15 protein-coding genes and 4 tRNA genes are annotated in these 18,500 nt (G+C 37.4%); 9 read left to right on the forward strand and 10 right to left on the reverse strand.

Annotation, left to right across the window (positions count from 1 at the left end; genetic code table 11):
* Positions 1 to 90: 90 nt before the first annotated feature.
* Entirely contained in the window at positions 91 to 759 is a 669-nt protein-coding gene (locus R2Q84_RS03690; RefSeq protein ID WP_316815181.1) for a hypothetical protein, read from the forward strand.
* Positions 760 to 1,050: 291 nt separating this feature from the next.
* Here R2Q84_RS03690 and R2Q84_RS03695 read toward each other — a convergent pair whose 3' ends face one another.
* The 3 genes from R2Q84_RS03695 to R2Q84_RS03705 form a co-directional block, all read right to left on the reverse strand.
* The gene (locus R2Q84_RS03695) at positions 1,051 to 1,812 is read right to left on the reverse strand and encodes a hypothetical protein (RefSeq protein ID WP_316815183.1); all 762 of its coding nucleotides are present in this window, start codon (positions 1,810 to 1,812) and stop codon (positions 1,051 to 1,053) included.
* A gap of 11 nt (positions 1,813 to 1,823) precedes the next feature.
* Entirely contained in the window at positions 1,824 to 2,408 is a 585-nt protein-coding gene (locus R2Q84_RS03700; protein WP_316815184.1) for a hypothetical protein, read from the reverse strand.
* Between the two features lie 346 nt (positions 2,409 to 2,754).
* Positions 2,755 to 3,834, reverse strand: a complete 1,080-nt coding sequence (locus R2Q84_RS03705; RefSeq protein ID WP_162988873.1) for a helix-turn-helix domain-containing protein — start codon at positions 3,832 to 3,834, stop codon at positions 2,755 to 2,757.
* A gap of 140 nt (positions 3,835 to 3,974) precedes the next feature.
* Between R2Q84_RS03705 and R2Q84_RS03710 the strand changes: the two genes are divergently transcribed.
* Entirely contained in the window at positions 3,975 to 4,166 is a 192-nt protein-coding gene (locus R2Q84_RS03710) for a hypothetical protein (RefSeq protein WP_316815185.1), read from the forward strand.
* Positions 4,167 to 4,219: 53 nt separating this feature from the next.
* Here the strand turns inward: R2Q84_RS03710 and R2Q84_RS03715 are convergent.
* The 3 genes from R2Q84_RS03715 to R2Q84_RS03725 all read right to left on the reverse strand — a co-directional run bounded on the left by R2Q84_RS03715 (position 4,220) and on the right by R2Q84_RS03725 (position 4,555).
* Positions 4,220 to 4,293 (reverse strand) — tRNA-Pro (locus R2Q84_RS03715).
* 57 nt (positions 4,294 to 4,350) lie between these two features.
* Positions 4,351 to 4,424: transfer RNA gene (locus tag R2Q84_RS03720), tRNA-Pro, on the reverse strand.
* Positions 4,425 to 4,481: 57 nt separating this feature from the next.
* A tRNA-Pro gene (locus R2Q84_RS03725) sits at positions 4,482 to 4,555 on the reverse strand.
* Between the two features lie 599 nt (positions 4,556 to 5,154).
* Here R2Q84_RS03725 and R2Q84_RS03730 point away from each other — a divergent pair.
* Positions 5,155 to 5,583 (forward strand): hypothetical protein, encoded by a 429-nt coding sequence (locus R2Q84_RS03730; protein ID WP_316815186.1) that lies wholly within the window; start codon positions 5,155 to 5,157, stop codon positions 5,581 to 5,583.
* Positions 5,584 to 5,734: 151 nt separating this feature from the next.
* Here R2Q84_RS03730 and R2Q84_RS03735 read toward each other — a convergent pair whose 3' ends face one another.
* The gene (locus R2Q84_RS03735; protein ID WP_316815187.1) at positions 5,735 to 7,360 is read right to left on the reverse strand and encodes an alpha-L-fucosidase; all 1,626 of its coding nucleotides are present in this window, start codon (positions 7,358 to 7,360) and stop codon (positions 5,735 to 5,737) included.
* A 452-nt stretch (positions 7,361 to 7,812) separates the two neighbouring features.
* On the opposite strand from R2Q84_RS03735, the gene R2Q84_RS03740 reads away from it, so the two are divergent.
* The 4 genes from R2Q84_RS03740 to R2Q84_RS03755 all read left to right on the forward strand — a co-directional run bounded on the left by R2Q84_RS03740 (position 7,813) and on the right by R2Q84_RS03755 (position 13,231).
* A complete protein-coding gene (locus tag R2Q84_RS03740) occupies positions 7,813 to 8,634 on the forward strand; it encodes a sugar phosphate isomerase/epimerase family protein (protein ID WP_316815188.1) in 822 nt (273 codons plus the stop codon).
* A gap of 155 nt (positions 8,635 to 8,789) precedes the next feature.
* Positions 8,790 to 10,082, forward strand: coding sequence for a family 16 glycoside hydrolase (locus R2Q84_RS03745; RefSeq protein ID WP_316815189.1), 1,293 nt, complete (start codon positions 8,790 to 8,792; stop codon positions 10,080 to 10,082).
* 33 nt (positions 10,083 to 10,115) lie between these two features.
* The gene (locus R2Q84_RS03750) at positions 10,116 to 12,227 is read left to right on the forward strand and encodes a plastocyanin/azurin family copper-binding protein (protein ID WP_316815190.1); all 2,112 of its coding nucleotides are present in this window, start codon (positions 10,116 to 10,118) and stop codon (positions 12,225 to 12,227) included.
* A 32-nt stretch (positions 12,228 to 12,259) separates the two neighbouring features.
* Entirely contained in the window at positions 12,260 to 13,231 is a 972-nt protein-coding gene (locus R2Q84_RS03755) for a PmoA family protein (protein WP_316815191.1), read from the forward strand.
* Between the two features lie 38 nt (positions 13,232 to 13,269).
* Here the strand turns inward: R2Q84_RS03755 and R2Q84_RS03760 are convergent, their stop codons facing one another.
* Positions 13,270 to 14,250, reverse strand: coding sequence for an AraC family transcriptional regulator (locus R2Q84_RS03760; RefSeq protein ID WP_316815192.1), 981 nt, complete (start codon positions 14,248 to 14,250; stop codon positions 13,270 to 13,272).
* A 135-nt stretch (positions 14,251 to 14,385) separates the two neighbouring features.
* Between R2Q84_RS03760 and R2Q84_RS03765 the strand changes: the two genes are divergently transcribed.
* Entirely contained in the window at positions 14,386 to 14,571 is a 186-nt protein-coding gene (locus R2Q84_RS03765) for a hypothetical protein (RefSeq protein ID WP_316815193.1), read from the forward strand.
* A 67-nt stretch (positions 14,572 to 14,638) separates the two neighbouring features.
* On the opposite strand, the gene R2Q84_RS03770 is transcribed toward R2Q84_RS03765, so the two are convergent.
* Positions 14,639 to 14,725, reverse strand: a tRNA-Ser gene (locus R2Q84_RS03770).
* A 69-nt stretch (positions 14,726 to 14,794) separates the two neighbouring features.
* Entirely contained in the window at positions 14,795 to 16,876 is a 2,082-nt protein-coding gene (locus R2Q84_RS03775; protein ID WP_410478408.1) for an HD family phosphohydrolase, read from the reverse strand.
* Positions 16,877 to 17,214: 338 nt separating this feature from the next.
* On the opposite strand from R2Q84_RS03775, the gene R2Q84_RS03780 reads away from it, so the two are divergent.
* Entirely contained in the window at positions 17,215 to 18,393 is a 1,179-nt protein-coding gene (locus R2Q84_RS03780) for an acetyl-CoA C-acyltransferase (RefSeq protein WP_316815194.1), read from the forward strand.
* Positions 18,394 to 18,500: the final 107 nt, after the last annotated feature.

Below are 18,500 nucleotides of genomic sequence, written 5' to 3' on the forward strand. Positions count from 1 at the left end.
GCTTTGGTACTCCCAGAACAACAATAATAACTTTCGCTTTTCATTGAAAATAAAATATTCAAATTATATTAGCTTAATTAGAGCCCTCTTATGTTTAGATTATTTAAAAAGAAAGTAAAAGAATCGGAAACGTTCCAAAACGACCACCCAGAATATGAATTTACTTGGCATGAGATAAGTGAACATAATCCATTTAATAAGCGGATTCTTGATATTAGAAGTTTTACTCAACATATTCTTGCTTTCACTAAAGATAAATATGTGGCTGAATTATTTAATAAGCAAAGACATAGCATTGGAAAAGAGTTGACTAATACTAAAATACCTGAAAGTAAAACTATTAGTGTTAACCTTATCTATCCACATAATGGTTCGAAAATCGAAGGAGCTGCTTATAAAGCAAAATGTATGGAGGATAAATGGGATATTTACGGATGGGACAACATTATTTATTTTACCAGAAGCTGGACAGGAGAAGTTGTCTATAAGGCATTTATCAGTGTTTCAGACAATAATTTCGAAATCAATAAAATAGAATACATACCTGATGAGTATAATGAGCATGATCAATCCCTTGTGGTAAGCAATGTTCACTTCCTGATTAAGACACTTGCTTTTAATGCCATTTATCCTCATAAAGTCCCTACGGTTTTAATAAATGACAAAGATATAGCTCTATATTCGTTTAGTCAGTTTGGTCATAATTGTTGGTATGCAACTTATGACGATATTGCAGACGTAATAGTAAAAAATAGTTAATAAATTCATAGAGAATTAGCCTATTATAACAATAAAAATTATCAAGGTAAGGTAACACGATTACACTCGTAATGAGATTTAAAATATTCAACTCAAAAAACGTCAAAACAAAAAAGCCTTTAAATCTTACGATCTAAAGGCCTTTAATGTGTCGCTGTGGCAGGACGCCTAACCTGACCATTAACACATTGATTGTTAATTATATGTCAATTTAAAGATCAATGCAGGCAACCGAATATGCACATATCATTAAATACGCATTGTCCCTGTTTAATGTCCCAATGATCTTTATTAATACCAACTCAGGTCATTCAGTTTTACTGTGCCACTTAAGTTGAGCGTTTTGATATTCGAATCATAGCACCTGCAGGTTTCAAGATTGGCAAGGCCCCGGATATCCAGCGCAGGGATGGGATTGGAATAAGCTCTGAAGAATTTCAACCTGGGCATTGCTCTAAGGTCGATAGGGTGTGCTATTTGATTCCTAGACATCCAGATATCAAGCATTTCAGGGCAATTGTTGAATTTTATTTCCTGGAGTGAATTATCATTCACCTCCAATTGCAGTAGTGAGTTATGATTACTTACATCCAACCGGGTAAGGAGATTCCACCCCAGGCTTAAAACAACTAATTTTTTCAGGTGAGAAACATCGATACTCCTGATCTTGTTCTTGTGGCAACTGATATTCACCAGGCTATCGCAGCCTTTTGTCAGAATGGTTTCCAACTGGTTGTCAAAACCATATATAAATTTGAGTTTTTTCATACCCGAAACGTCTACCGTTTTCACTTTGTTTTCGTGAAAGCCAAAATCCACCAGATTGACAAAGCTTTTGATGCCTTCCAGTGAAACAATATCGGATTTGGTAGTATACAATGTAGTCACCTTTCTGGCTTCTTCTACCTGGATTTCTCCATCTCCATTGGTATCGACACCTTGCTCAATGATACCTCTTTTGAAATTCGCGTCAGGTATACGGACAATCTGTGCCATGGTTCTTATCGATAAAGCCATGAATAAGGCATAGCCTGCTATTATTTTTGTGGTCATGTCTGGTAATTTTAGAGTGTAAGGTTAATAACCTGCCCATTGGCGTTGATCTCTACAATTTTCGCGAGGTTCTCGTCGGTCTGGTACAGGTAGCGGGTCTTTTCCATGATAGCCCGGCTGCCTTGTCCCACCTGTACCCCATAACCATTGTAAGTGGTAGTGGTTTCAGTGCCTACTTGCTTTTCACCGTTACCTACCTTCGTTTGTACGACCCGTGTTTGCAGATAATACTTGCCCGGATTCAGCCCTTTGAATTCAAAGCTGCCATCTGCACCAATCATAGTCAATATCCGGTAGCTGAAGGCTTCGTCTGACAGGTATATCGCTTTCTTACCCTTTTTATCTTTCTTTTTGAGTTCGAGAAATTCGAGGAAATAATCGGTGCAGGGATATAGCTCTACCAGGTTGACCATGTAGTTGCTTTTTTTAGACACAAGGCCGTTGATGGTGCAGGTACCGTCTTTGCCGATCATGGCTTCAGCTGCTACTTTGTCAAAGGGGGTGTTCGGGCTAATTACTTTAGGTGTCTTTTGCGCCTGTAACTGGAAGACTATCGGGACCAAGATGGTTACCAAACCTATAGATCGTGTGTTCATATTTTAGCGGGTTATAAATTAGATAGTTACAATATGTGAATGTGCTGTTATGCATTTTTTGCAGGATACGAAGGTCAATATCATTGTAGAGATTAGCGCAGAAAATAAAAAAAGTTTTGTTTTCATAATTATCGATCTAAAATTTCAGAGTTTTAAAGGCAAAGGTGGAACACTGAGAAATCATAATCGCCCCACGAGGCTTCGTGGCACCTCTTATTGGTTTGTAATAATGAGTTGGTTAAAGCGGATCCCCACTTTAAGTGGCTGACAATAAATGAACTAAATCAATCTCACAAGTATATATTGTCAAGAAGGAATAATTGAGTATAAGGAATGAATGGCGGAACTATAGCGCCTTGGGATATGTTATTTCGGCTGGTTTTCTGAAAAAATCTGAAGGGGACTTACCTGTAAATTTTCGAAAATTACGATTGAAAGACGATTTGGAATTGAAGCCGCAATCAAAGGCGATAGACAGCAGTGTATAATTTTTATTTTTTTCATCAGCAATCATTTTTACACATTCATCTACCCTAAGCGAATTGATATAGTCGTAAAAACTCTTCTTAAATTTAGAATTGATGACTTGCGATAGCGCAGCATCTTTTAGCTGTAAGGATTCCGCTAATTTGCTCAGCGTTAATTCCGCATTTTTGTACAGTTTTTCTTGCACCATTATCCTGTTTAGTTGCAGGAAAATACGTTCAACTTCGTCTTCGGTAAGTGAAGACCAGTCGTATTTTATTTTATTGGATAATAAATCTATATTAACGGGTTCTGCTAAAGGGTTTCTGCTTTGAGGAGATGAAGTGTGATGCTCTGTTGCTGAGGAGGATAAAGTATTGGTGGTTTTGAAGATTTGTTGTTGACGTACACCAAAAAAGCCAATGAAACAGATATATAGCGAGGCACTGAAATAGATGCTCTCTGCTGTAGGATAAAAAATAACAAAGACCCAAATTCCAGCTATGCCTGCGATGAGGTAGCGCAGCCAATTCAAGCTGATTTTATCTGTATCAGAAAATTCTTCGCTTATTTTTTTCTTATATCGATGCAGTAAAACAACTGAGGCTAAGACATAAACAATTCCCGAAATGATGATGCCAACATTGGTAATGATTCCAATGATCTTATAGTAAGAAGAGGAAAAGCCCTGGTCATAAAGCAATAGCTTTTGCTCCGGGTTTTGTAGTAAAAAAGATATCCATAAAAGATAGGCAAAAGCAATAGGTAAGAAATGAAGTAGCTTTTTTTTACTGAATTTTATTGGTGTGGTAAGATAAAAGATATATAAATACAGGAAAGGCCCATGAACAAATGCTAATAAATCTCCCCATCCTATTAAATTGGGAAATTGGTGATAGTTTCCTGAAACCAGTAGATACAGACTGGCTAAATGAAGCGTTGCTACCAGCTGCCAAATCATTAGTAGTTTATCAGCAGTTATTTTATGAGGCTTGACTGCTAGTAGTATGAACAAGTATAATGAAATTGCAATACCGGTAAAGTATAACATGCTGTTGTTTTGTATGGGTAGACTGTGATGTTATTGATCAGGTCAAAAATATGAAATATCTCCAAGTTCTGACCAATTGGTTACAAACACTAGCTTATAATCAAACATTTTTCGGAGTCTTGCTACTAAGAATTTATGGTGGTCAATTAAAAATAGATAAGATCAGGACTTCGAATGGAAAAGAATATACCCTACTGAGTTTACCATCTTATCTGGCAGGGAAGAATAGAAGACTATATTGATTGGTTACAAAAAAGCCTTTAAATCGTAAGATTTAAAGGCTTTTAATGTTGTGTCGGGGTGGCAGGATTCGAACCTACGACCTCCTGCTCCCAAAGCAGGCGCGATACCGGGCTACGCTACACCCCGAACTGGTATCTTCTTTTTTACTGGTCATTATTCAACTACTTTTCCAAGTAATTGTTGTCGGGGTGGCAGGATTCGAACCTACGACCTCCTGCTCCCAAAGCAGGCGCGATACCGGGCTACGCTACACCCCGAACTGGTATCTTCTTTTCTACTGGTCATTGTATAACTACCTTTCCAGGTAGTTAGTGTCGGGGTGGCAGGATTCGAACCTACGACCTCCTGCTCCCAAAGCAGGCGCGATACCGGGCTACGCTACACCCCGAACTTGGTATCTGTTTTCCCTCTTTCGAAGGGATTGCAAAGTAACAACTTTTAAATGATAAATCCTACTAATATTATTCAAATAAATTTACTGTGCTGCAGTGTTAATTACTACGGCGGCAAAGATAGAAAAAAAACATTCCGGTGTAAATTAATTAATAAGCATTTCATCAAAAAAAGCATCTTCTAAGTAAAGAAAAAGCCCATTTAACCACTAAATCAATGGCTTACGAGAATAAAAATATTTCATAAAAATTATCAAAAAAATCAAACCATTCGAAATTTCGGTTGTTTTAGCCGAACAGCAATTCAACTGACCAAAAATCTCCTATCACTCTCAACCCAAAATTCCCTTCTCCCCGAAAAAAGACTGGGAACGATACCTACATAAGGATCAGACCAGATTCGATCTTGCAAATCAGAAAGAAACTACTGACGCTGTACAATATCATATCATCAATAAACTAAAGTTTATAAATGCTAAAAATAAATTTAATATTTATTAACTTTATTTTACCATTATGTTTTAAACGCAATCCCTCTCCTTCTCTATTGTGGCGGCATCCTGAAATCAATATTCATCATTTAAAAAACTCAAACATGAAAAGAACAATTTTATCAGCAATTCTACTATTAACTATTAGTTTTATTGGCTTGTCAGCCAATGCTCAGCTCCCCCCAAAACCTACTTACATAAACATGGACAGTGCAGATTGTCCTGAATACTTTTTTGGAACTGATTTATTTTCAGGTGTCAGGTACACATGGAGGTTCTATAAACGACCTAGCGGCCCTGAAACAGTCATCACCAATAAGCCATCTAATACGAGGCTTATATTTACAGAGGGTAGTGGCACCTACAGGATAGGTGTAAATACCTATAATGCGAATGGCGTAAGCGAATTATATTTCGAAGATTTCGAGATCACCTGTGACATGTCATCAAATATAATCTCTATGAAAGCTCTTAAAAAACCAAAGATAAAAGAGAAATCGTTAGCTAAAACCACCAGTGAGGTATTAAATTAAAACAGTTTGCCGCCCAAATAGAAGTTTCACACTTAGCTTAAACTAGTAATTTTCTGTATAAAAGAAAAGGGCTACGGGTTATCCGGGAGCCATACATCTTTTATATACCTAAGGATTACAAAAGATCTTTTGTAATCCTTCAATATCCGTATTATAGTGCCCCTTTTACTTCGAAAACAGCAGCATATTTCGAAGGACGATTGGCGGGAACTTTGAAAGTTAGTTTTTCATCTGTCTGTTTGAACGTTACTTTTTTGCCATCCATCATTTTTATCGACTTGATTTTCTTTGGTAGCTGATTCGATTTCAAACCTAGTGCTGGAAGTGAAATCTCGCCTTCTGTTGGATTCAAGACGAAAACATACAAAATATTCCCTTTAGTCGTAAATCTGACTTCGTCATTTCCATACGGCGCGCTTTTAACTGTTCGCTGATTAAACTGCTCAGATTCTGCTTGTTTTTTCAATGCTTCCAAATCGGCATTGGCAATATTACTGGCACGTTTTAAAATCGAATTCAAATTATCCCCATATACTTTCCAAGGTTTACTTGCATAAATTGCAGCACTATTTTTATTTACCCAGGCACCCACTTCGTCAAGAATTGCCTTTTCATCAGTAGAAAGGCTTCCATCAGGTAAAAGTTCTACATTGAGCATTAAGTTCCCATTTTTACTATTCACATCTGCCATCATTTCAATAATCGTCCTGGCGTTATGAACCATTTCTCTATCCTTTTTATAAAACCAATGGGGACCAGTTGTGATAATCGACTGCCAAGGTTTCGGGTTGATTTTGTTTGAAGTACCACACTCAATATCTTTTACGACAGCTTCATCATCAGCAATTTTACCTGCAACAACAGCCATGATTTTACCATTTTTCTTTAAGCTGTTTTCAAATAAAGTGCGACTAACTTCTTTCCCGGGAGCTCCATAAGGAAAACCGTAACCGTCATACCAAATCATGTCCACATCGTACTTGGTTACTAATTCTTTGTGGCGCAACACCCATGTTTTTTTCATATCGGCAATCCACTCCGGAGTTCTTTTAGCAGGTGGCATTCCATACAAATCGGCTGGATCAAGCCCTTCCCACCATAAACCTTTCCCGTCTTCTTTAGTCAGGTTTCCATCATAGGGAACTCCCTTTAATGGACCGGAAATATCCGAACCAAATGCTGGAAGCCACCAGCTCAAATAACGGTCATCGTGCGAACTCACTGCAAATGGCATCTTGTATTTTCGCGCTGCTTGTCTAAAATCACCTACTATATCTCGTTTAGGGCCAATATTTACCGAATTCCATTTTTGATAGGTTGAATTAAAGTCATCAAAATGATCATGATGAACAGCCAAAACCATAAAATATTTAGCCCCCATTTCTTTAAAATACTTCATCAAAGCATTAGGATCTAATTTTTCAGCCTTCCAGGATTGCAACACCTCCTTATAACCGAATTTGGAAGGATGTCCATATTGCTTTAATTGATTGGCATAGGCTTCTTTACCGAAAGTTTGGCCACCTACATCCTGCATGTACATGTGACGGGCATACCAGCCTCCTCCGTTATCGGGCTGAGATTGTCCCCCCCAATGTAGCCAAATCCCAAATCGGGCCTCGGTATACCATGCCGGCAACTCATAGCCTTGTTTCAGCTCTTCCCAAGACTTTTCTTTTTCCTGGGCATAAGAAGAAATCGAGAATAAAACAGTTAAACTCAAATACAAAGCATATTTGAAATATATAACGTTAAGAAGCCAGTGTGCTTTTTTCATTTTTTGTTTATTATTATACACCTAAAGTGTCAAGCGATTAAAAAAACAATAGTCAAACCTTCATCGAAAGGCAAACTTGTTTCTCTTACAAAGTACCGATTTTTAATAATTTTATATTGATGGTAAATTGCTTATTAGTTCTGTTTTTTTTGCTTTGACTAATTACTCAAATAGAAAAAAATCACTATTTGAGCCATTGACAAATCAATATTAGAGATTGATAAAAAATACCATGTTCAATTTCTTTCAATGAAAAGAAATGCACAATCAACTATATTATATTCTTTAATATTGCCTCAATATACCTTAACCAAAATATAGGAATCCGTATAGTTTAGGCTTAAATACTCCGGTTAAAAACCTATAGTTCAGGTAAACAGGCACTAAAAACTCTATAAATATTAAATCAATTACTGTAAATAAAAATGGCTAAATTTAGAATAAGTCTCAACATGGAATACTGCCGAAGCGCTGATATGAGCTTTGAATCTGGTGTAAAATTAGCAGCGGAACTGGGGTACAAATATATTGAACCAATGGTTCACACTGGTTGGGAATTACTTAGTGAAGTAGATTACTTTCATTCATTTTCTATGGAGGAAGATACACTTTTAATGAAGGAGATTTGTGACAAATATGGCATAAAAGTAAGTAGTATCAGTGGTCACAGTCCTTTAATGAAGCCCGAAGCAGCAGTTACCCGTCTAACCAGAGCTATCATTTTTGCAGATGCTGTTAATGCAAAATTTGTTAACACAGATGAAATGGTTAAACCCGATTGGATGGATGATGACTTTGCACATCAGGTAATGAAGTACACCTTAACAAAAGCAGCTTTAGTAGCAAATCGCCATCAGATTAATGTATGTATTGAGCCGCACGGGATATATACTAAGACAGCTGAGGGACTTATGCGAATAGTAAGTCTGGTTGATTCGCCTTGGATTGGTGTAAATTGGGATACAGGAAACTCCTATTTGGCCGGCATTGAAGATCCATACGATGGGCTCAATGCTGTAAAAGATAAAATTTTGCACATACATGCTAAAGACATAAGTATGGAGCAAAGCGATGAGCAACGTGGCTCTGTAACAGGTACTCCTGTCGGATGTGCTTGCGGTGAAGGAGTTGTAAACTGGGATAAAGTAATCGAGATACTGGAACCTGTAAATAAAGATATTTTTTTGAGCGTGGAATGTGGTAAAATTGATGAAGCAGAAAGAAGTATCGCTTTCCTTAGGAAAACGCTGGGTCCTTTGTTAATTAATGACTAACAAAGAGCTGCGAGATATGCCAATAAATGAAGCTTAACATAACGCTAATGAGAACTTATATTAGAAGATCAATTGTACTTTTTTTGGTTTGCTGTAACTGTTTACCCAGGTTACAGGCACAAACTAATACTAAATCTGTTTTTAAAACCTTATCCTTGAACGATCTCTCCGAATTTAAAACAGTTCCACAGCAATGGAAACTTGTTGGAGATATTTCTTATGACCTCAACAAACCTAATAAAAGTGAAATAAAGAATGGTACAGGAATTCTTGTCCACACACCTAAAGGTCAAAGCAAAAACATACTTGTTTCAAACCTGGAACATCAAAATCTGGCATTGGAGTTTGAGTTCATGCTTGCTAAAGGATCCCAGACAACCCTATACTTACAAGGCAGATATGCTATAAAACTTAATGATAGCTGGAGCAACTATGAGTTAGTTTCTGACGCTAGAATGAATGTATGCCGCGCCCCTGGTTTATGGCAAAAAATGCAAATATTTTTCCAGGCTCCAAAATTTAATAATTCAGGTAATAAAACAGATGACGCAACGCTCTTGAAGGTAGTTTACAATGGTGTAACGATACAAGAAAACGTAAGCTTTAAGGAACCATCTATCAATAGTCCGCTAAGAGAAGAGGCAACAACAGGCCCCTTTATGCTGTCTTCTAACGGTGCAATCGCTTTGAAAGATATTCATTATCTGCAATTCGAGAATCCCGGTAATATCAAAAATCTGTTAATTACTGCGCCCGCAGAAAATATTCTGGACAGGCAAATCATAGTCAATCCCCAACTTAAAACAATTGTCCAGAGGTGCTTCATCGAATATGCTAATAAAAAAAGAACTTTCTGCGCAGCAGTTGGTGATCCGGATAACATCCATTACGCAATAGATCTTTCACAGGGTACATTAATTAATTTTTGGAAAGGTGGATTTATAGACGCGACATCTATGTGGACAAGCCGTGGACAAATCCAAATAGCTGTACCGCTCGGAAGCAAATTTGAAATTACGCCCTCCCCTAATTTCGCTATGTTATCTAATGATAAAGAAACCTGGCCAGAAAAACAATCTGATAAATTTAAATTTAAAGGATATAAACTTGACGCTAGTGGCAAACCCACATTCCTTTATGCAGTGAATGACTTTATCATTGAAGATAAAATTGATCCCCAGGAAAAAGGCAGACTTCTATTAAGAACATACAAGATTTCCTCAGGCAATCACACAAATATGTTATGGTTTAAATTGGCAGAAGGCACAAGCATCAAACAAGTTGGCAAGGATATTTATAGTATAAATAACGATAGTTATTACATAAAATACACAAATGATCAAAGCTCAAAGGCGATTCTTAGAAAAACTAGTTTAGGCAATGAGTTGATCGTGCCATTATCCCCATCTAAAAATCAAGCGGAGATCAAATATTCAATCATCTGGTAATTCTAAAACGATTAATTGTGTTAAATAAAATTAATGAAACATTTTAAAAACTATTGCCCTATATTTTTTAGCTTAAAAAATATAGCAACATTCATTCTGCTTGTTACTTTACAACTACTTTACTGCCACAATAATGGCTATGCACAACACGCCGGCCATGGGAATAAAGTCAAAGCCTTAACTGAGAATGATTTTTATAAGATCGTTACTGTTATGGCCCCTACTGGTGCCGAATTAGAAGTTGGGGGGCTGGCAAAATTACCAGACGGCAGATTGGCGGTATGCACACGATTAGGTGAAATATGGATACTGGAGAATGCAGCGATGATGAACAATTCAAAACCTTATTTTAAATTGTTTGCATCCGGCTTGCACGAGCCACTAGGCCTTGCCTATAAGGATGGCGCCCTTTATGTAGCACAAAGAGCTGAATTAACAAAAATATCAGATACCAATGGTGACGATATCGCAGACCTGTTTGAAACAGTTACGACCTGGGAACTATCTGGAAACTATTGTGAATATAACCATGGCCCGGTAATTGGAGCAGATGGTAATTTTTATATCAATTTTAATTTAGGCGACAATGGTATGGGCAGTGGTGCAGAGCCATTTTTCGGAGAAATGGGAAGTCATGCCTTGTGGCGTGGATGGATGGTACAGGTTACTCCCACTGGGGTTCTTACACCGTTTGCTTCAGGTTTCCGATCACCAGCCGGAATTGGGACAAATAGTAAGGGTGAGCTTTTTTATACTGAAAATCAGGGAGGATGGGTAGGTACAGGATATATTACCCATGTACAGAAAAATGATTTCTTTGGTCACCCTTCTGGATTAAAATCTGCAGACAAACCTGGCTCAACTTTAAAAACAAGGATCACAGATATTCCAACCGACAACCCATTGTTTCATGATGCAGTGAAACGGATACCAGGCATGAAGCTACCTTCTGTACGGCTTCCTCATGGGATTTTAGGGGTCTCTCTTTCAGGTCTTGTTGAAGACAATACAAATGGGGGATTTGGCCCCTTTACTGGTCAATATTTTGTAGGGGACGAGGGCCATGCAAATATAATGCGGGTATTTATGGAAAAAGTAAATGGAGAATACCAAGGCGCGGCTTTCCCATTTCGAAAAGGCTTTATGTCTGGAATACTCCGTCTGGAATGGGGAAATGATCGATCTATTTTTGTAGGGATGTCAGACAGAGGATGGAACTCAAATGCACCTTTTAGACATGGGTTACAGCGTTTGGTATGGACAGGTAATATGCCATTTGAGATTAAAACAATAAAAGCTAAACCAGATGGGTTTGAACTTGAATTCACCTCTCCTGTAAATAAGGAATCTGCTCTTGATCCTGCAAATTATAATATTTCTGGTTTTGATTACAAATATCATCAAGCCTATGGCAGTGAGGTTTATGATAAAAAAGAATGCAAAATAGAAGCTATAAAAATAGCGGACGATGGCTTAACTGTTCGCCTTGTCCTTAACAACTTAAGAGAAGGCTACATTCACGAGGTAAAATGTACAGGTTTAAGATCTGTTGATCAGACACCGCTTTTACATGATTTTGGTTATTATTCTTTAAATGCAATTCCAGCTGGAGAAAAATTATCCCTTCAGGATAAAGATGTAATAAAAATATCTTACTTAAAACAAGAAGAAGATAACGTTAAAAAACAGCTGAATGTAGGTAGTAAACCAAATGCGATAAAGAATAAAAAAAATGAAACCTCAAATACACTTCCATCTTCATGGGTAAATGGTCCGGATATGACAATTGTCATGGGAACCAAACCGGGGTTAAAATTTGACATTGATAAATTTAGTGTAAAACCAGGGGCAAAAATCAAATTGGTTTTTAAAAACAATGATGATATGCAACATAATTTCGTATTGGTTGAACCAGGCACTGCAGATCAGATAGGTAAACTTGCAATGGAGCTGGGCCTGGAAGCTCCCTCCATGCACTATGTACCAAAGTCGAATTCTGTTTTGCAACACACCAGATTATTACAACCCAATACATCTGAAACCATATACTTTACTGCCCCTGAGAAAACAGGGACTTATCCATTCATATGCACCTATCCAGGCCACTATACCATAATGAAGGGTGAAATGGATGTGGTACAATAAAATATTGATTTTAAATTTGTTAAAATATTAATATGAGAATCAGAGCAATATTATATCTGTTTGGTTTGTTGAGTTTATGTATATCGGATACTAAAGCCGGCATTCTGGATACCTCTTTAAAAAATGAATATAGCTGGCGTAAGTCAGATTCTACCTTTGCACTAGTCAAAGATGGGCAAATAGTATGGCAACTAAATTTCAACAAAAATCAGGATAAACCCTATTTTCATCCATTAAGAGTAAATGGTCAGGATCTGACAATGGAGCGACCTGCAGACCATGGGCATCACCGTGGTCTGTGGTTTGCGTGGCGCAGCATTAATAAAATCAATTATTGGGAAGAAGTACATGGGCGAGGTGTCTCCGAAGGAAGAAGCAAAATTATAAAAGTTGACATTAAACCTAAAAAAGACTTTTCAGTAAAAATTAATATTCTCCTGGAATATGCTCCTGAAGGTAAAAAGACAATTCTAAAAGAAAATAGGGTATTGTTGGTATCTTCTCCAGATCAGTACGGAAATTACACAATCGACTGGTCTCTTAACTTTACCTCACAAGATTCTCCACTTTTATTTGATTGTGCACCTACCCTTAAACGAGGTGGCTCTATATCTGGTGGATATGCAGGCTTAGGGTATAGAGGGGCTAGTTCGATAAAAGACCCCGTTTTCAGAGATTCAAATGGTTGGGCTAACAAAGAGAACTTAACAGGATATGGAGAAAACGCAAACTGGATGGATATGACTGCAAATTTAGGCTCAGAAGAGCGTTCAAAAGTAGGAATAACCATATTCGATCATCCAGCCAATCCCCGTCACCCCTCTCCGTGGTATATCTGGTATAAAGCAGGTCAACATGTTTTTTTTATGCCTGCTATTTTATACAATGAACCCTTAAGTCTTGCTGCACATAAACGTATGGAGTTGAAATATAGAACTTATATCCATAGTGGAGATGTCGAAGATAGGTTACTTAACCAACTCTTCATCCAATTCAAAAACTAAAAACCTGAATATAAATAATGGCATTAATATCAATGCCATTATTTATATTCAGATGGTGAACATCCATATTTTCTAGCAAAAACTGTAGAAAAATATTGTGTACTGCTAAAGCCACAATCATAACAGATCTTACTGATACTCTTTTGAGGATACTGCTTTAATTGTTTTTGAGCGGCTTCTAACCTGATTGAATTTAGATATTGCATCGGTGTCCTATTGGTCAGCTGTTTAAAGTAGTGAGTGAACCTTGTAACACCAAGACCAACATGAGAAGACATCAATTCTAGTGTCCAGGGCTCCGAAAAATTTTCATTCAGCTCCTTTAGAAAAAGGTCTACCGTACGCGTGCTGTTGGTTAAAGTATCGTTTAAGGCATACGTCCCTGTTTGATATAATTCTAACAACAACATAAGTAACTCATTAACATAGATTGCAATCCTGGATTCAATATTCTTTGAAGATTCATGTATCAGGTTACCTATTTTTTGAAAACATCTCTTGATGTCAGAATTCGCTTTGAGAATTGGCTGTTCGTTTTGTCTTAAAAATTTGGTTAATTCCCTTAAATCATCCTCAGCCAGGATAATCCATGAGGGCCATTTCCAATTCTGATGCGGTTGCCTAACGTTTACATCCAAAATCAACCAATGTAATTTACCTACTCCAATCATTGGATTTCCAACTTTATGAATTTGCCAGGGACGGGTTACAGTAAGGTCTTCCGGCAACATTGTATAAACCCCATCTTCTAAAAGAAACGGCATTGTACCAGTTTCAAGAAAAGTTATTTCAATCCCCTCATTTCGATGCCAGTCTAAGCCCCATTCTTGTTCGGTTTTTGCATTCCAATAACCAATGGTATTAATGCCAGGAATCATCTTAGGATCCATTTGATAACCAGGGTAGTTATTTCTAGCCAAAGCATCTAACTGGATCCTACCTTCCTTCCATGCATTTGTTAATGTTTTACAGTTGTCGGCGTAATAAATTTTACCATCTTCTTTGTATGTTCTTTTCACAATACTAACATTCAATAAATTATGTTGGGAAGCCTAATTTAATTAAAAAAATCTTTATCGCATATTTCATCATTTTTTATTGTTTAACCAGTTTTTCATTTTTCTAGTCTAAAAAATCATCAAAGGAGATTGGGGTTGAGAAAGAAATGTCGTGTTCCCGACAGCACTTTAAATATTTCCGGAGCTATACTACTTGTCATCCTAAAAAATCAATTCACTGCACTTGAAACAAAAATAGAAGGAGTAGAAAATAAATTATTTGAGGAATCAATAAATGATGTGACTTATAAAAAATGGACGAAGAAGTTTGACGCCAACTGATACCCAAAGAAAAAGGGCTGCTCTTTATGGAGCAACCCTTCAATTTTCCTGAGATTTCAAATCTCTGCGGAGGAAGAGGGATTCGAACCCTCGGTACCGTTACCAGTACGACAGTTTAGCAAACTGTTCCTTTCGGCCACTCAGGCATCCCTCCGTTTTACCTCATCATATCCGTGCTGAGGGAGTGCAAATATAGCAATTCATTGATGTTTGCAAAAATAAATTACACATTTTGTTGATAATCTATCCGCACATGATAAATACTCATCAGCATCGTCTTGAATATCAACTTTATAGTTTCAATATCTTTTAATGTAATATCGCAATTGTCTAACTGATTTTGTTCCAATTTGTAGTTAATGATCCGTTCGACCAGGTCATTTATGCTCTGGGCATCCGGATTTTTTAGGCTTCTCGATGCAGCTTCGACCGAATCTGCCAACATTAAAACTCCGGTTTCTTTTGAAAAAGGTATTGGTCCTGGGTACCTGAAAATATTTTCATCAACAAATTTCTCCGGAGAATTCTTTAAAAAAGATTGATAAAAATAATCAACCCGCGTATTTCCATGGTGCGTCCTGATAAAATCAATCACACTTTCCGGTAATTGATGTCGGCGTGTAATTTCTATGCCTTTATGAACATGTTTAATGATGATCTGGGCACTCTGCTCATAAGGCAGCTTATCATGCGGACTAAGCGCTGTATTTTGATTCTCGATAAAATACTGAGGGTTCTCTATCTTACCAATGTCATGGTATAAAGCGCCCGCTCTTACCAATAATGAATTCCCTCCTATCTTAAATATAGCCGCCTCTGCAAGGTTAGCCACCTGCAACGAATGCTGAAAGGTGCCCGGGGCTTTAAAAGCCAGCTCACGTAAAAGTTTATTATTGGTATTAGTCAACTCTATCAATGCAACATCCGAAGTAATGCCAAACATTTTTTCGAAAGCATAAATTAAGGGATAAGCCAATAAGGAAAGTAATACGCTAATTACGAAAGGCACAAAATTGACCCATTCAATTTGGGCAAAGGAACCTTCACGTAATAACGAAATACCAACAAATGAAACAAAGTAAGCTGATAAAATGAACAAAGCAGACAACAACAATTGCTCACGCTTAATTAAATTACGGATACTATAAATAGCAACCATACCAGAAGTAACCTGGTAAAACACAAATTCAAAACTATTGGGCACAAAGAAACCCGAGATCAATACCACAAGTAAATGCAGATAAAGCGCCAGCCTTGTATCAAACAAGATCCTGATGATAATGGGTACAATACAAAATGGAATATAGTATAAACTAGGAAAATTAAGCTTAATGGCCCATGTTAATGCAAGGAGCATCGTTGTAATCACCAATAGGATCAACGATAGCTGCCTGTTATCAGCAAAAATATCTTTCCTAAATAATTTAAGAAAAACCATCAGTAAGCTCACAATAAAACCAACAAGCAGGATCTGACCAAAATAAACCACCTTACTATCGCCAATAGTTTTGGTCTGGGCCTCGTATGCTTCTTTAAATGACAACAACTTCTGATAGGCCTCATCGTCAACCACATTATCCTTAGCAATAATCAGCTCCCCCTTTTGTACCATTCCGCGAGTGGTAGACAAACTACTGACAGTACTGTTCTGAACCACTGCCGTCAGTTTTTCATCAAAAATAATATTAGGTTGTAAATGATCCTCAACCAGGTTCTCAACAACCTCTTCTTCCTTCAGATTGATTGATTTAAAGTTGTTCTTAAAATAAGCAAGGGCTGATGGCACTGTAAATACATCCTGAGTATTTACAGTTTTAGAAATATTGTTATTGAGTAGTGAAAAATCGTAATTACCAGAACTCCCCTTCTGATGCTTTACATTTAATGCGATGATCCCTTTGTCGTAGATATATTTTAATAGTTTAAGGGACGACTGTTTATTAGCAGCACTTTCATTTTCAGGAAAAACGCTTGACCTCCATTTTACATCGAATTCATTCGAGTAGGCCTCCTCAACTACATTAAACAAATCTTTATTTAGCTTATATATAGGTAAAACATTGTCGAGCGCATCCTTCTTGTCAATAATAACCTGTGGACTGGTTTTCAAAATAGCAAAACTAAAGGGAGATACCAGGTCCTTATTTTTCCAGATTGTCCCCTTTTCGAATTCATACCGAAAACGTGGTTGTTTGGGTAAAAACACCGTTATAATCAAAACCGAGAGTACCATCATGACGTACTTAATATTTGATGAATACTTTCTGTACAGTACCTTATGGGAGTTTTTTCTGATCTTAGCCAATGTGATATAAATTGATTTTTTATTCAAAAATACTATATTTTTAACAAGTATATCTTTGTTTCTGTCTTTAATAGCACCTCACTAAAGACAAGTCCCCGCATAGTCCGCATATCTTTCAGTAAAAGAACGCTTCGGCCTTACATAAAGGTTTGGTGCACATTGCGAGCACCTTTCTTCGGAAAAAAGTACCCTTTTTCCGAAGAAAACCTTAACCAACCTACAATCAACCTTATTTCAGTGCAACACCTGTATTTGTAAAAGTTAAATTAACTCTATTTTGACCACCCATATATGGTAATTAATTAACTTTGCTCTTAACTAACTTAAAAAAACATTTAATGAAAGAAGTAGTAATTGTATCTGCTGTACGTACCCCGATAGGAAGTTTTGGAGGCGCTTTGTCAAGCTTTTCTGCCACTCAACTGGGAGGTTTTGCAATTAAAGCCGCAGTAGAAAAGGCTGGAATAAAAACCAGCGATATTCAGGAAGTTTACATGGGCAATGTTTTATCAGCCAATGTTGGACAAGCACCTGCAACTCAGGCTGCAAAGTTTGCCGGCCTTCCAGATGTTCCATCAACTACCATCAATAAAGTTTGTGCATCGGGAACCAAAGCAATTATGCTTGCTGCACAGAGTATAGCATTAGGCGAGAACGATATTGTTGTAGCAGGTGGAATGGAAAGCATGAGCAACGTCCCCTACTATCTTGATAAAGCCAGAAATGGTTACCGTTTGGGACACGGACAAATAACCGACGGACTGGTTAAAGATGGTTTGTGGGATGTGTATAACGATTACCACATGGGCTCAGCAGCCGAACTTTGTGCTACAGAATGTGGTTTCAGTCGTGAAGAGCAGGACGCTTTTGCCATCAGCTCTTATAAGAAATCACAGGCAGCACAAATAGCTGGTAAATTTGATTCGGAAATAGTTGCGGTAGAAGTTAAAGACCGCAAAGGCGATGTTACGCTGATCAATAAAGATGAAGAACCTTTTGCAGTTAAATTTGATAAAATACCAGGATTAAAACCTGTGTTTCAAAAAAATGGAACAGTTACCGCAGCAAATGCATCAACGTTAAATGATGGTGCTGCAGCTTTGGTATTAATGAGTGCTGATAAAGCAAAAGAACTGGGTTTAAAACCGCTGGCAAAAATACTTTCTTATGCTGATGCACAACAAGCTCCTGAATGGTTTACAACAGCCCCGTCAAAAGCTATCCCATTAGCGCTTAAAAGAGCAGCAAAAAACATCAATGATGTAGATTACTTTGAAATCAACGAAGCTTTTTCTGTAGTTTCGCTGGCAAACAATAAAGAATTGGGATTAAACAACGAAAAAGTAAACGTAAATGGCGGTGCGGTTTCCTTAGGTCACCCACTTGGTGCCTCTGGTGCCAGGATCGTTGTAACGTTACTTTCTGTTTTGTCACAAAACAATGGTAAAATCGGCGTTGCAGGAATTTGCAATGGTGGTGGCGGTGCCAGCGCAATAGTTATAGAAAACATGAATTAAATGATGAAGGCTTTAAAACCTTTAATAATACTTTTTATAATATGCTGTGCAGGAACAAAGCTTTCTGCACAGCATAGTTTTAACCTTACCAATATATCGAGTCTGAA

This window comes from Pedobacter nyackensis, assembly GCF_032678475.1.
Classification (GTDB): Bacteria; Bacteroidota; Bacteroidia; order Sphingobacteriales; family Sphingobacteriaceae; genus Pedobacter; species Pedobacter nyackensis_A.